At 72.8% G+C, this 12,791-nt stretch carries 13 protein-coding genes and 1 pseudogene; 5 read left to right on the top strand and 9 right to left on the bottom strand.

Features of this window, described 5'->3' with window-relative positions; translation table 11 throughout:
• Nucleotides 1-65 precede the first annotated feature (65 nt).
• The 6 genes from ACFWVE_RS22435 to ACFWVE_RS22410 form a co-directional block, all read right to left on the bottom strand.
• Nucleotides 66-1,565: an FAD-dependent oxidoreductase gene (locus ACFWVE_RS22435; RefSeq protein WP_384016708.1), complete on the bottom strand. Its 1,500-nt coding sequence runs from the start codon at nucleotides 1,563-1,565 to the stop codon at nucleotides 66-68.
• Between the two features lie 50 nt (nucleotides 1,566-1,615).
• On the bottom strand, nucleotides 1,616-2,347 hold the full coding sequence (locus ACFWVE_RS22430; protein WP_384016625.1) for a methyltransferase domain-containing protein: 732 nt from the start codon (nucleotides 2,345-2,347) through the stop codon (nucleotides 1,616-1,618).
• Nucleotides 2,344-3,570 (bottom strand): lycopene cyclase family protein, encoded by a 1,227-nt coding sequence (locus ACFWVE_RS22425; RefSeq protein ID WP_384016622.1) that lies wholly within the window; start codon nucleotides 3,568-3,570, stop codon nucleotides 2,344-2,346. The genes ACFWVE_RS22430 and ACFWVE_RS22425 overlap by 4 nt, the downstream gene beginning before the upstream one ends.
• Nucleotides 3,567-4,277, bottom strand: a complete 711-nt coding sequence (locus tag ACFWVE_RS22420) for an SDR family NAD(P)-dependent oxidoreductase (RefSeq protein WP_384016619.1) — start codon at nucleotides 4,275-4,277, stop codon at nucleotides 3,567-3,569. Before ACFWVE_RS22420 ends, ACFWVE_RS22425 begins: the two co-directional genes overlap by 4 nt.
• Nucleotides 4,278-4,379: 102 nt before the next feature.
• Nucleotides 4,380-5,627 carry an NAD(P)/FAD-dependent oxidoreductase gene (locus ACFWVE_RS22415; protein ID WP_384016616.1) on the bottom strand — a complete coding sequence of 416 codons (1,248 nt, stop codon included), beginning with the start codon at nucleotides 5,625-5,627 and terminating at the stop codon, nucleotides 4,380-4,382.
• Between the two features lie 219 nt (nucleotides 5,628-5,846).
• Nucleotides 5,847-6,911, bottom strand: coding sequence for a MerR family transcriptional regulator (locus ACFWVE_RS22410; RefSeq protein WP_384016613.1), 1,065 nt, complete (start codon nucleotides 6,909-6,911; stop codon nucleotides 5,847-5,849).
• A 165-nt stretch (nucleotides 6,912-7,076) separates the two neighbouring features.
• On the opposite strand from ACFWVE_RS22410, the gene ACFWVE_RS22405 reads away from it, so the two are divergent.
• The 4 genes from ACFWVE_RS22405 to ACFWVE_RS22390 all read left to right on the top strand — a co-directional run bounded on the left by ACFWVE_RS22405 (nucleotide 7,077) and on the right by ACFWVE_RS22390 (nucleotide 9,785).
• A complete protein-coding gene (locus ACFWVE_RS22405; protein ID WP_384016610.1) occupies nucleotides 7,077-7,685 on the top strand; it encodes an RNA polymerase sigma factor in 609 nt (202 codons plus the stop codon).
• A gap of 105 nt (nucleotides 7,686-7,790) precedes the next feature.
• A complete protein-coding gene (locus tag ACFWVE_RS22400; RefSeq protein WP_384016607.1) occupies nucleotides 7,791-8,627 on the top strand; it encodes a DUF4397 domain-containing protein in 837 nt (278 codons plus the stop codon).
• Complete coding sequence (locus ACFWVE_RS22395; protein ID WP_384016603.1) at nucleotides 8,620-9,276, top strand: class F sortase; 657 nt, start codon at nucleotides 8,620-8,622, stop codon at nucleotides 9,274-9,276. The genes ACFWVE_RS22400 and ACFWVE_RS22395 overlap by 8 nt, the downstream gene beginning before the upstream one ends.
• Nucleotides 9,277-9,359: 83 nt before the next feature.
• Complete coding sequence (locus tag ACFWVE_RS22390; protein WP_384016600.1) at nucleotides 9,360-9,785, top strand: hypothetical protein; 426 nt, start codon at nucleotides 9,360-9,362, stop codon at nucleotides 9,783-9,785.
• 59 nt (nucleotides 9,786-9,844) lie between these two features.
• On the opposite strand, the gene ACFWVE_RS22385 is transcribed toward ACFWVE_RS22390, so the two are convergent.
• Nucleotides 9,845-10,423: a Dps family protein gene (locus ACFWVE_RS22385; RefSeq protein WP_384016597.1), complete on the bottom strand. Its 579-nt coding sequence runs from the start codon at nucleotides 10,421-10,423 to the stop codon at nucleotides 9,845-9,847.
• Between the two features lie 471 nt (nucleotides 10,424-10,894).
• Complete coding sequence (locus ACFWVE_RS22380; RefSeq protein ID WP_384016594.1) at nucleotides 10,895-11,905, bottom strand: Ppx/GppA family phosphatase; 1,011 nt, start codon at nucleotides 11,903-11,905, stop codon at nucleotides 10,895-10,897.
• Between the two features lie 412 nt (nucleotides 11,906-12,317).
• On the opposite strand from ACFWVE_RS22380, the gene ACFWVE_RS22375 reads away from it, so the two are divergent.
• Nucleotides 12,318-12,560: a DUF6480 family protein gene (locus ACFWVE_RS22375; RefSeq protein ID WP_384016591.1), complete on the top strand. Its 243-nt coding sequence runs from the start codon at nucleotides 12,318-12,320 to the stop codon at nucleotides 12,558-12,560.
• Between the two features lie 102 nt (nucleotides 12,561-12,662).
• On the opposite strand, the pseudogene ACFWVE_RS22370 reads toward ACFWVE_RS22375, so the two are convergent.
• Nucleotides 12,663-12,791: pseudogene (locus ACFWVE_RS22370) on the bottom strand (cyclase); the annotation flags it as partial.

The raw sequence follows: 12,791 nt of genomic DNA, 5'->3' as shown, positions 1-12,791 counted from the left end.
CGCCGCCCGGATGCTCCGGCCACGAAGCAGTGCAGGGGGCGTCCGGCCGCTCCGGGAATGGACACTCAGCGTCTCCCGAACGTGCCGAGTGCTCGCAGCACGGATGAACGGCCCGCTCGAGGAACCGTCCACAGCACCTGGCCCCGGACTCCCCAGTCGGCGAGAAGGGCGCCGGCCGCCAGGAAGCCGGTGGTGGCGGCGCGTTCCATCAGGGCCACCGGCAGATCGCAGCCGATCGCGTCACCGGCCAGGGTCACCCGGGGGTGAGGCGTCACCACGGTGGGCCGCCGGGCGTAGGAGCCGACCGGGAAGAACGGGCAGTCGGAACGCCACTCGTGCCGGGCGTCCAGGATCCGCGCGCCCCGTGTTTCCGGATAGACCTGGCGCAGGCTGTCGAGGAGACGGTTTTGCACCATGCCCCGTTTCGCGTCGGCGGCGACGGCATAGGCGTGCAGTTCCACCACCGAGCCGCCTGTCCGGGCGGCCCATCGGGCGGCCTCGCCCTCGTAACGTTCCAGGACACTGATGTTGTCGAGGCCGTCGTATCCGCTGGTACCGAGGAATCCGGGGCGGTCGGCGTGGACCGGCCGGTCCAGCCAGAGCCGGGACACGAGGAAGGGCGGGGCCGTGGCGAGGGCGGCGACGTCGTCGCGCCAGGCGGGGGTGCCCAGACCGGGTGACGCCGCGACGACCCCCCGCAGCGCCCCGGGGTCGAGGGCGAGGACGGCCGCATCGTGCCGGCCGGCGACGGTGTCGGTCCGCACCTGGACACCTCCGCCGCCGCAGGGGTGGACGCCGCGCACGGGTGTACCGGTGCGGACGTCGACTCCGAGGCGTTGGAGGTAGTCGCCGAGAGGTTCCCACAGTGCCTGCGGAAAGGGTTCGCTCGGCACGTCGAAGAGCAGGCCCTCGGCGGAGCCGAGGAAGTAGATGTGGAACATCAGCAGCAGTTCCGCCGCGGACAGTTCGCGCGGGTCGGCGAAGAAGCTGCGCGAGAACACCTCGAACGCGAGATGGTGCGCGGCTTCGGGGAAGCGGACGCGTTCCAGGAAACGGGTCGCGCTGATCGAGTCGAAGCGTTCGTAGACCTCGGGCACGCGGACGTCGAACAGGGGCAGTGCGGCCTGTGCGTCCATGGCGCCGAGGTCGCGCCAGCCGAAGGTGGGGCTGAGGGCGACGAACCCGAGGGCGCTGAACGGTGGTGTGCGCGGGACGCGGGCAAAGCTGTCGGTCAGCCCGCCGCCGTGCCGCAGTGGGTAGTCGGGCAGCGGCCGGAGACGGTCGAGACCCGGATCGGTGCGCCGCAGGAGGCCGCGCAGGTTGTAGTACTGCCGGAAGAAGGCGTGGAAGCCGCGGCTCATGGTCGCCCCGGAACCGTCGGCGAGGCGGGTGCGCCAACCCGCGAGACGGCCGCCCAGCGACTCCTCCCGTTCGTAGAGGGTCACGCGAGCGCCCCGTTCGGCCAGCAGCGTGGCCGCTGCGAGACCGGCGACGCCTCCGCCGGCCACGGCTACGGACGGAGCGTCGCCGGGTGCGAACCGTTCCCGGCCGGGCGCGGGCATCATGATCTCGGCCTTGCGGTCGCGCCCTCGTCGAGCCGCGCGGCGGGGGGCGCTCACAGGGCGTACTCCCCTGCCGCGGCCACACCGTTGCGGGCCAGGAAGGTGTGCACGATGCCGGTCTGCCACCCGGCGACTGGGGCGGCACGCACGCCGGTGAACCCGGCGGCGGCCAGACGCGCGGTGAAGGCGGGGACGGTGTCGAAGTCGATGACGCTTCGCCACAGGTGCCGGTAGAGGGCGCTGTCACCACTGAGCGTTCCCGCGGGAATGATCACCCCCTGGCACACGGTCGTCCACAGAGCCCGGTGGGCGGCCGAGCCGCTGAGGCTGTACTCGTGGACGGCGAGCCGGCCGCCCGGTCGCAGCAGGGACCGGACGGACGTCAGGACACCGTCCGGGTCGGTGACGTTGCGAAACAGGTAGGCGGCGAAGACCGCGTCGTAGGGTTCCTCCCCTTTCCCCGTCACCTCCTCGGCCGTCAGGTGCTGGAAGCGCACTCGGGCCGGCCACGGTTTGGCCCGTGCGCGCCGCAGCATGCCCGACGAGGCGTCGACGGCCGTGATCCGGGCGCGGGGCGCGGCCCGCAGCAGGGCCCGGGTGGAGGCTCCGGTGCCGCAACCGAGGTCGAGGACGTGCAGACCGGCGCCGCCCCGGGGCAGTCGGAGCCGTCGCGCTGAACGCAGGAGGCCGGTGCGGTAGCCGGGGTTGAGGGCCGTGAGGCGGTCGTAGGTGTGCGAGGCGTGGTCGAAGGCGCGTGCCAGATCGTGGTCGCGCAGCAGTGTCATCGGTGCCTGTCTCCGATTCGTGGGTCGGGGTGGGATCGGCGGGGCAGAAAGGGGAGTTCGACGGCGGTCCGCAGCATGGGGCCGATGGGGGTGCGCAGGCCGATGCCCCACTCCTCCCAGGGCGAGGTGGCCCCGTCCAGGAACCGCAGCAGACGCCCCGGCGGGATGCGGCGGAACAGGCCGGTGAAGAAGTCGGGGCCGTCGATCCGGCCTGTGTCCAGGGCCCGCAGCAACACCGCGTCCATCGCGAGCGCCCGCCTTCCGTGCGGCGGAGGCGCGATCGCCCGTCCGTCGCGCAGGGCGGTGGCGATGGCCCGGCTCTGCCGCTGCACGGCGGCGAAGGTGTAGCCGGTCGCCGGGCGGGTCGCGCCGCCCGCCGTCCCGATCCGGAAGACGGCGGGCCCGGTCCGGCGGGCGAAGCGCGCGTCCGTCATGGGGATGACACCCTGCTCCGTCGATTCCACGGTGAGCGCACCGAGCTTCAGGATGTCGCGGCTGTAATCGGTCAGCGCCGCGTCGTACGCCTCGCTGGTCAGCGGGGTACGGGAGAACTCGGTGTACTCGACGAGCGCTCGGTCCGGTGCCAGCGGCAGTACGTAGCCGAAGGCGAGCCCGTGACGCGGCTGCGGCACCCGGAAGTCCATCAGGTCGGCCACCGCGGGATCGAACCGGTCCACGTCCGTGCGCACGAACCAGCCGCGGAAGTGCTGCATCAGCTGTGTCCGGGCCGGTGGCAGGGCACGCCGGGGCCGGGAGTCGAACACGTGGCGGGCGCGCAGTGTCTGCGTACGGCCGTCGGATGTCGTGCAGCGGACTTCCGCTCCACCGGTTGTGCTGCGCACCGTGTCCACCGTCGCGCGCAGGACGCGCGCGCCGGGGGAACGGGCCAGCAGGGAGTGCACCAGCCGTTCGAATTCCGTGGACCGGAGCATGCGGTACCGCAGCGGAGCCGGGTTCAGGGTGATCGCGTCGCCGTCGGCGCCGTGGACGCGCAGCCGGGACCAGGAGGCGCTGACCGCCCCGTCGTAGTCGCCCGTGCCCTGATCCCAGTAGCACCAGGTCCGCTCGGGGGGCCGGCGCGGACCGTCCGGTGCCTCCACCAGGGTGACGGTGGTGGAGGCACCGGACGCCGCCAGCCGGTGCGCGAGGCTGAGCCCGGACGCGCCACCGCCGACGATGACCACGTCGGACGTCTCACGGGGTCTCCCGGAATGCCGGCTCACCTGGCGCGCCGTTCGACGAGGGGCGTCCCGTCCGCGGCCGTGCGCAGCAGTTCGGCGTCCGCCTCCATCGCGTCGGCGACGGCTGCGACGACCTGGCGGGGGTCGCCCCCTGCGGGCATCGGCGGGGCCGTGCCCGCGACGGGCCGGTCCGCGAAACCGGTGTCCAGATGACCGGGCCGGATGTCCAGGACCCGGATGCCGGCGGTGCGCGCCTCGCGGCGCGCAGCGCTGAGCCAAGCACTCAGTGCGGCCTTGGAGGCGCTGTAGTCGGCCATGCCCGCCTGCGGGCGCTCCGCGACCACGCCGGTGACGGCGACGATCGCGGAACCGGGTTCCATGACGGCGAGCGCGGCACGGAAGAAGGCGGCGGGAGCGAGGACGTTGACCGCCATCAGATGCTCCGCGACCTCGTCGCCGGTCTCCTCCGCCCGGCCGAAGGCAACCGATCCGAAGGCCGTCACCACGGCGTCCAGCCCGCCCAGTGCGGTCACTGCACCATGAACGGCACGGGCGCAGGACGCGGGGTCGTAGGCGTCGAACAGGAGGGTCGGAGCATCCGGGTAGGCCTGGCCGGCCCGGGCGAGACGGGCCGGGTCACGGCCGGCGAGGGCCGGGCGCGCTCCCCTGCCGGCCAGTTCCGCGGTGAGGGCCCCGCCGAGGACGCCGGTGGCGCCGGCCACCAGCACGCGCGCGCCGTTGAGGTTCACGTCTCGCTCCCGATCCCAGGGCATGTCACCGGCTCTGCTTCTCCACCGTGTGTTCCGCAAACCGGCCGCCGGTGGATGCGGCGGAAACGGTCCGGCCGGCCGTCAGCCGCGCGCCAGGTCGCGGAGCACCTCCCGGGCGGCCCGCGTGCCCGATGCCAGCGCGCCTTGCACCGAACCGGTCGCTCGGTGGTCCCCGCAGACGTACCGGCCCGGGGCGAAGCGCGTGGGGCGGCTCAGCGGCCAGGGCGGCGTCATCGCGGGCAACGCCCCCTCGGCGGTGTACACGGCGACCTGGCGCCAGCCGCTCGTGTCCGTGCCGTACAACTCGGCCAGGCGCCGGAGCACGGCCTCGCCCGCCCCGGGCCGGTCCTCGCCCAGCACGGAACTGGAGACCAGCACGGCGCCGGATGACGCGTAGGTGGGAGCGACCTCGGTCAGCACACAGGTGTTCAGCACCTCGCCGGTGGCGTCCACGACCAGGGTCGGCTCGGCCAGAGGGGTGCGCGCCGGCGCGTGGTAGTACGTGGTGACCGTACGGCCGTCCGGCACGGCCAGGCCCGGCAGCAGACGGGCCGCGACGGCGGCCTCCGTCGCCACCACGACGGACGTGGCCGGCAGCTCGCGGCCGTCCGTCAGAAGCACCCCCGAGGCGGTGACCCCGGCGACGGGCGTCTCCAGCCGGAGCACGCCCTCGGGGAGACCGGCAGCCAGTTGGGCGGGTACGGCGCCGATACCGTTGGCTGGCAGGCAGAGCGTTCCTCTGACCATGCTCCGCCAGACCAGATGGAAGAAGCGCGCCGAGGTCTCCATCCGGTCCTCCAGGAAGACGCCGGACAGGAAGGGGCGCATGATCTCGGTGACCGTCGCGGCCGACAGCCCGGCGCGGGTCAGGGCGGCGGCGGTGGAGCGGTCCGGACGGTGTGTGAGGGAGCGGGCGGGCAGGAGGGCGTCACGCGCGGTGAGCGTGGCCAGCGCGGCCAGGTCGCGGGCCGGCAGGACCCTCCCGGGCAGCAGCGCCCCCGCCGCCTTGGGCCGCCGGGTCGGGTCGGCGAGGTGGACGGGCCCCGTCGAAGTGTGCGCGATGATGCCCGGAGTGAACGGCCTCAGCCGCAGACGTCGCAGGTCCAGGCGTCGTTTCACCTGCGGATACGCGGTGTTGAACACCTGGAATCCCCGGTCCAGCAGGAAACCCTCGCGCCGGTCCGTACGCATCCGGCCGCCCGCACCGTCGGACGCCTCCAGCAGCGCCACACGCCGCCCGGCGCGACCCAGGTCCAGGGCGCAGGCCAGACCGGCGAGACCCGCTCCGACGACGACCGTGTCAGGGCTCCGACCGTGTGGAGTGGTCATGTTCCTCTTCCTTCGACGTCCTTCGATTCCCTGGAAGCGAACCTTTGTACGGTTGGGGTGGGATTCGCCCTGCGGCGCGCCTTGCGGCACGGAACGCGCTGTTCGCAGTGCGTCGTTCGCGGCGCGACCGGATCGGACCCTCACGAAGTCCACCCGAGCACGTTCCGTCCGGCGAGACCAGGCGCCACCGCGGTCACCTACCCGACAGGCTGAGTCACATCACCTGAGCACGGCCGACTCCACCACCGCGACGGCCTCCGCCAGCCCCGGCGGATGCGGCGACCCCGGCACGGCCTGCCCGGCCCAGCCGGGCCCGAGCGTCAGGACGAGCGGCTTCCGGCGGGCTCCGCGCACACCCCACTCCATCGCCGCGACATGCTGGGCCAGCGGTCGGCTCGCCGTGTTCCGGGACTGCGCCCACAGCCCCACCGCGGCCGGTCCGGTCCTGCGTACGACGGTCACGAGTGACTCGACGGGCAGCGCGCCGCCGAACATGCGCACGGGAAGGCCGCGTTCGGCCAGTGCGGCCGCCAGTACTTCCAGCGGCAGCGTGTGGTTCTCCCCGGGCACACAGGCGAGCACCGTGGTGGCACCGGACCGGTCGGCGGCCACCGGCGGCGCGTGGCGCCGGAGAGCGCCCGAGACGTGCCAGGACAGGAAGTGCTCGACCTCGACGTACCTCTCCCTGGAAATCTCCCACTTGCGGCCGGCCGCCTGCAGCGTAGGCATGATCACCTCCGTCCATGCCGCGACCAGGCCGTGCTCCTCGATCACGGCCCTCAGCAGGTCGTCGAGAGCGGCGGCGTCGAGGCGCAGGGCCGCGCGGGCGACTCCCCTGCACTCCTGGCGCACGTCCCCCAGCCGCAGACCGGTGCCGGCCCGGGCCGCCGGCTGCGGTACGGGAGCGGCATTCCCCTCACGCGGGGCCGCGTCCGGGTCGCGCGGGGCCGCGTCCGGGTCGCGCGGGGCCGCGTCCGGGTCGCGCGGGGCCGCGTCCGGGTCGCGCGGGGCCGCGTCCGGACCTGCCTCGTCGAGCGCCAGACGGGCGGCCTCGGCGGGCGGCAGCCCGGTCGCCGTCAGGGCGCACATCCGCTCCAGCCGTGCCAGATCCTCCGCTGTCCAGCGGCGGTGCCGGCCATCGGTGTGTGCGGTGGGACCGAGGCCGTAGCGGCGGTCCCACGACCGGACCGTGGTGGGCGCCACCCCGAGACGCCGCGCCACCTCACCGGTGGTCAGCCCGCCACCGCGCCGCACACCTGCTCGATCGGCACCGTTCTTGTTCACGCCCACACCTCCACCTTACGACGCACAACCGACGCATGTTGTGTGCATCGTTCCGGCTTACAACACTGGACAGCACGCGCCCGGTGGTCACGGCACACGCCGGCCGGGTCCGCTCCGCGGGCGGCCTTGCGCCCCGCACTGCTCCCACGGCAGGAGGAACGTGCCATGAGCACGAACACACGATCCACCGAAGTCCGCTCCCCGGCCGTGCAGAGGACCCCGTACGAGGACGAACTGGCCCGTGGCCTGCGGGCCGCGGACGAGAACGCGTTCGCGGCCGTCTATCTGCGCTGGGGCTCACTCGTCCACACCATGGCCACCCGGTCGCTCGGCGACACCCATGAGGCCGAGGACGTGACCCAGCAGGTGTTCCTCGGCGCCTGGCGCGGACGGACCGGCTTCCGTCCGGAGCGGGGACCGCTCGGCGCCTGGCTGGTCGGTATCACACGCCGGAAGATCGTCGACGCCCTGGCAGCCAGGACGAAACGTCTCACCCTGATCGATTCGGTGGCACAGGACACCGGTTCGCACCACCAGGAGGTGAGCGCCCCGGACGACGTCCTGGACCGGGTGCTCCTGGTCGACGCCCTGTCCCGGCTGCCGCACCGCCAGCGCGAGGTTCTGTGCATGGCGTTCTACGGAGACCTGACCCAGGCCCAGATCTCCGAGCGCACCGGAATGCCCCTGGGCACCGTGAAGAGCCACACCCGACGTGGCCTGCACCGGCTGCGTGAGGCGATGGAGCAGGGCCTCTCCGAAGAGTCCGCCGCGTAGCCGCGCAGGAATTCCCCGTCCCGCGCATCCACGACGGCACCCGCGCACGAAATACGGATGAGATACCGCAAACCGGCGGAATCTCTCAGTGAAGGGACGATCCTCATGACCTCCCGAATCCCCCTCACCCTCGCCGCCTCGGCCGGCGCCTGCGCTCTGGCCCTCGGTGTCACCGCACCCGCCACGGCGGCCCCCTCCGCCCAGGACCCGGCCATGGTGTCCGTCTTCCACGGCATTCCCGGCCTGACCGTCGACGTCTACGCCAACGGTGAAGAACTGCTCGGCGACTTCGAGCCCGGCACCGTGACCGACCCGCAGGCCCTCGACGCGGGCACCTACGACATCCAGGTCTTCGAAGCCGGCCAGGGTCCCGACGGCACCCCTGCCGTCGAGAAGGAGATCGAGGTGCCGACCGGGGCGAACGCCACCGTCGCGGCCCATCTCTCCGCCGACGGCGAGCCCCAGCTGACGGCGTTCGTCAACGACGTCTCGAAGGTGGACGCCGGCCAGACACGGCTGACGGTGCGTCACGTCGCCGCCGCCCCGGCCGTGGATGTCCGGGCGGGCGGGCAGCCGGTCTTCAAGGGCCTGGAGAACCCGAAGGAGGACACCGCCGTGGTCGACTCCGGCACCGTTTCGGCCGACGTCGTGCTGGCCGGCACCGACACCGTGGCGATCGGTCCGGCCGACCTGAACCTCGAGGAGGGCACGAGCAGCATCGTCTACGCCTGGGGCAGCGCCGACGACGACAACCTGGCGCTGGCGACCCAGACGCTCAGCGGCATGGAGTCGGCACCGAACGGCGTCGACGCGGGCGGCAGTGGCGCCGCCGTCACCACGAACTCCTCCGACCAGTGGTTGGCCTGGGCCGCCGCGGGCGGCATGGTCACACTGGCCGGCGGCCTCCTGATGGCACGCCGGGCAGTGGGCAGGCGTGGGTGAGAAGGGGCGACGACTCGGCGGTCTCGCGGTGACGGCCTCCGCACTGGCGGGGGTCCTCACCGTGGCGGCCTCCCCGTCGGATCAGGCGGCTTCCCCGCCCGACTTCGGCCCGGCGGTGCCGGCCCGGGCCGCCGGGCCGGCCGAGCACCCCGGCCCCACCGCGACGGGCCCGGATCCGGGTCATCACTCCGAGCGCCCGCTTCCGCCGCCCCGGCGCGTCCTGGTACGCGACGTGGGTCTCGACGCCCCGGTCCGGCCGGTCGGCGTCACGGAGCGGGGCGCGCTGGTGATCCCCTCGAATCCCACCGTAGCCGGGTGGTACCGCTTCGGCCCGGCGCCCGGAAGCTCTCGGGGCTCAGCCGTGCTCGTCGGACACGTGGACAGTGAGTCGGGCGCCCTCGGTGAGTTCGCAGCGCTCTCCGACGTACGGCCCGGAGACCGGGTCGAGGTGCGCCGCGCCGGCACCGGACCGGCTGTCTACCGGGTCGTCGCGCGTACGACGGTGCCGAAGGACGACCTTCCGTCCTCCGCCTTCCGCCGGACCGGTCCCCCGGTTCTCACGCTCATCACCTGCGCGCCTCCGTTCGTCCCCGACCGGGGCGGCTACCTGGCCAACGTGGTCGTCACGGCCGAGCCGGTCCGGGAATGAGCGGGCGCACGCATCCGTGCGCGGACTTCCGCCCGGTGCAGGTGGGGAAACAGAAGGCGGAACACAGGGAACAGGAGGTTGCGGTGGACCACGTCGAGCCCGCGCACCTGGTGGAACTGGCACTGGGGAACGGCGTTTCGAGCAACGACGTCAGCGCCCTGCGACACATCGCCGTATGCATCCGCTGCAGGAAGGAGCTGAGCCGGATGGCGCGGGTCGTGGCCGCCGCACGCAGCGTCGAGGAGCCGGACCTGCCGGCCGCCCGCCCGGAGCGGGTCTGGCAACGGATCACGCAGGAGTTGGCCCTGACGGGGGAGGCCGCCTCAGCACCGTCCGTGGGGGCCGACGACGCACTTCGCGCGGTGCCGGCATGCGAACACCGCACCGGCATCCCCCGGGACGCCGTCGCCCGGACGACTCGTTTCGTGCTGGGTGTTTCCGTCGGAGCCGCGGTCATCCGGTGGTGGAGGCGGCCTCGTCCGGCGAGGCGGCCCGACAGGAACGGCTGACACACGGCCGGCGTCGCAGGGCCTGTGATCCGGGCCGGCCGGTGCAGACCCTGGGGCCGTCACGGCTGGCTGCGCGCCTGTTCCGCCGCCTGACCGGCGGCGCCGGTCTCCGTAGTGGCACCGCGGGTGCTGAGCTTGCCACCGCTGGACTCCAGGTGCGCGCGGACGAACCACTGGAAGAGTTCCAGGCCCCGCAGCTGCTCGATGAGCATGTCCTGAGTGACCGGATCGGATGTCTCGGTGGCCTGCATGGCCTCACGGTGGTCCTTGATGACGGCGGTGTACACCAGGTCGAGGGCCCCGAGGTGCTCGATCGCTTCCGCCCGGCCGATCGAATAATCGTTCCAGGTGCGCCGGTCCACCAGCGCGCCCGGGGTGCCGTTGGGCTGTCCGCCGAGTGTGGAGATCCGCTCGGCGAGGTCGTCGGTCATGGCACGGACCTTGTCGACCTGGGGGTCGATCATCTCGTGCACGGCGATGAAGTGCGGCCCCACGACGTTCCAGTGGACGTGCTTGAGCGTCAGGTGGAGGTCGTTGAGGGAGTGCAGACGCATCTGCAGCACATCGCTGATGCGCTGGCTGTCCTGGATGCTCATCCCGGGCACGGTGTACGAGATGTCCGCATTCTGTGACGGCACGGCGGTGCTCCTTGTGCGATCGGATGCTGAGACGACCAGACAAGCACCGATCACCGCGATCTCGGCGTACGGCCACGTCCCGCCCGTCCCATCTCACCGGTTCGGAGCAGGCCGCGCACGGGCGGCGAAAGTGGCATCGAGCCGGACACGCGTGCGGAAGGGAACGGACACCGAAGCCGCGCAGACGACCCGGCGAGCGCGTCGCCGCCGACCGCGAAGGCGCGACCGGGCAGGCTCCGGACAGTCCGCCCCACTCCTGTGAGCCAGGTACGCGTCACTGTCGGCGAGGCGGCCCGATCCGCCGCCCGCGCGAGAGCGGCGGCGGGTCCGGCCCATGGGGAGGGCCCCGCACAGGCCACCTGCGGTAGGGCACCTGCCGCCACCGTCGATGCGCGGGCCCGGAGGCGGGTTCGCCGCATACCACCGGATCGACCGGTGCCACGCCGAGGGTTCCGCGCGTCCTTCCCCGGCTCAGCCGGCCAGCGGACCGGCGGCAAGGCGGAGGGTGTCCTTCTGCGCTGCGAAGGCATCGGAGTCCTGGGCGATCTCCGTCCACCAGCCGGGGCCGTCCTCGATACAGCGCAGCATGACACCCTCACGGATGGCCCACGGACAGACCGTGGCCTCGCGCAGTCCCATGACTTTCAGCGCGGTGTGGCCGACCACCGCTCCGGCCAGACTCTGTGCGGCCCGGGGCGCGGTGATGCCCGGCAGTTGCGCACGCTCGTCCACCGGGAGTGCGGCGAGGACGCCGATGGTCTCGCGAAGATCCCTGCGGTCCATGCTCCGGTGACTGAACGGGCCTTGGCGTCCTGGGGCGGCGCCACAGAGGCGGGCCAGCTGCTGGAAGGTACGGGAGGTGAGGGCGGCGGTTGTCGGGCGCTCCCACCGGATCCGGGCCGCCACGTCCCGCAGTGCATGGCGGACCCTGCGGCGGAGTGCTCTCAGCTCGGTGTCGGTGGGCGCGTCCTCGACGTGGAAGAACTCACGGGTCAGACGACCGGCGCCGAGCGGGAGGGAGGCGGCGAACTCGGGGAGACGGCCTCGTCCGAAGGCCACTTCCAAGGAGCCGCCCCCGATGTCGAGAAGGACCAGCGGGCCGGCGCGCCAGCCCAGCCACCGGCGAGCTGCCAGGAACGTCAGTTCGGCTTCGGTCTCCCCCGCGAGTGTGCACATCGGTATGCCGGTCTCCTGACGCACGAAGCGCAGTACTTCGGCGCGGTTGGGTGCGTTGCGCACGATGGCGGTGCCGAACGCCAGGGGTTCCGCCGCCTTCCAACGCCGCGCCGTACGCCCCGCCCCGGCCACCGCCTCGGCCATCTGTTCCAGTGCGCTGTCGCCGATGGTGCCGTCCGCTTCGGTCTGCTCGGACAGGCGCAGCTTCCACTTCGCCGTGTGCACCGGCAGCGGAACACCGCCCTCCACGTCCGCGACCACCAGACGGACCGTGTTCGATCCCGCGTCCACCACGCTGACCCTCATTGGGCCCGGAATACCCCGTCCGGGCCGAGCGAAACGGCAGGCGGTGGGCCCCGCCCGCAATGTCTCCCCGGATGGCGGGAACTCCGTGCGACGTCCGGGTCGCCGGACTCGCCGCTTCCGGTCGGCCGAGAGCGTGGGGAACCGTCGCTTACGGGTACTCGGGCCGGGCGGCGGTGAATCCACCGCCCACACCACGGAGGGACGGTTCCATGACTCGGCATGTCGGTGACCGTGACCTGGTGGTACGTGCGGTGGTCGGCGGAGAGCGGCACCCGGTGGGCGTCGTCTCCCCCGCGACCCGGCTGTCGAGCGCGACCCGGAGCCGGCTCCCGGCGACATCGGCGCCGCCCGGCCCCCTCAGTGATACGTCACGCAACACGTCCTCACCTGCGCCCCGAAAGGAGTGTCCGTCATGACGACTCCTGATCCCGACCCGAGGCGAACCCCGGGAGCCGAGCCGGGCGGTGATGCGCCCCCCGGTGAGACGCCCCCCGGTGAGACGCCACCCGCCGAAGGGGGCACCTATGGCATCTCCCATCCGGAGCCGCCCGAACTGCGCAAGGGCTGGGGACCGATGCCGCTGGCTCTGATCATGGCCGTGGTGGCACTGGTGGCGATCGGGCTGATCGGCATGCTGGTGGTCCTGATCATGTGACATCGTCGCGCGCCGCCGGGCGTCGGTACGGCCGGCCGAGCGGCTCGGCGGGCCGGTGACCGCTGACAGCGCAGGAGCGCCTCTGCCGTGCGCCCTGAGTCCTCAGAGGGTGGAACCAGGATTCTCCGGCCGGATCCGTCCGCGCCAGGCACCCGTCTCACCACCACTGCCCTCGATGAACTCCTTGAAGCGGTGCAGGTCCCCCTTGACCCGGCGGTCACGGCATGTGGT

Source organism: Streptomyces sp. NPDC058632, assembly GCF_042717095.1.
GTDB lineage: Bacteria > Actinomycetota > Actinomycetes > Streptomycetales > Streptomycetaceae > Streptomyces.
This window is presented reverse-complemented; position numbering and strand designations above follow the sequence as displayed.

Excerpts from the sequence above, each read along its gene's own strand:
- ACFWVE_RS22435 (WP_384016708.1), bottom strand. The coding sequence starts at position 1,565 with ATGATGCCCGCGCCCGGCCGGGAACGGTTCGCACCCGGCGACGCTCCG.
- ACFWVE_RS22430 (WP_384016625.1), bottom strand. The coding sequence starts at position 2,347 with ATGACACTGCTGCGCGACCACGATCTGGCACGCGCCTTCGACCACGCC.
- ACFWVE_RS22415 (WP_384016616.1), bottom strand. The coding sequence starts at position 5,627 with ATGACCACTCCACACGGTCGGAGCCCTGACACGGTCGTCGTCGGAGCG.
- ACFWVE_RS22405 (WP_384016610.1), top strand. The coding sequence starts at position 7,077 with ATGAGCACGAACACACGATCCACCGAAGTCCGCTCCCCGGCCGTGCAG.
- ACFWVE_RS22400 (WP_384016607.1), top strand. The coding sequence starts at position 7,791 with ATGACCTCCCGAATCCCCCTCACCCTCGCCGCCTCGGCCGGCGCCTGC.
- ACFWVE_RS22380 (WP_384016594.1), bottom strand. The coding sequence starts at position 11,905 with ATGAGGGTCAGCGTGGTGGACGCGGGATCGAACACGGTCCGTCTGGTG.
- ACFWVE_RS22375 (WP_384016591.1), top strand. The coding sequence starts at position 12,318 with ATGACGACTCCTGATCCCGACCCGAGGCGAACCCCGGGAGCCGAGCCG.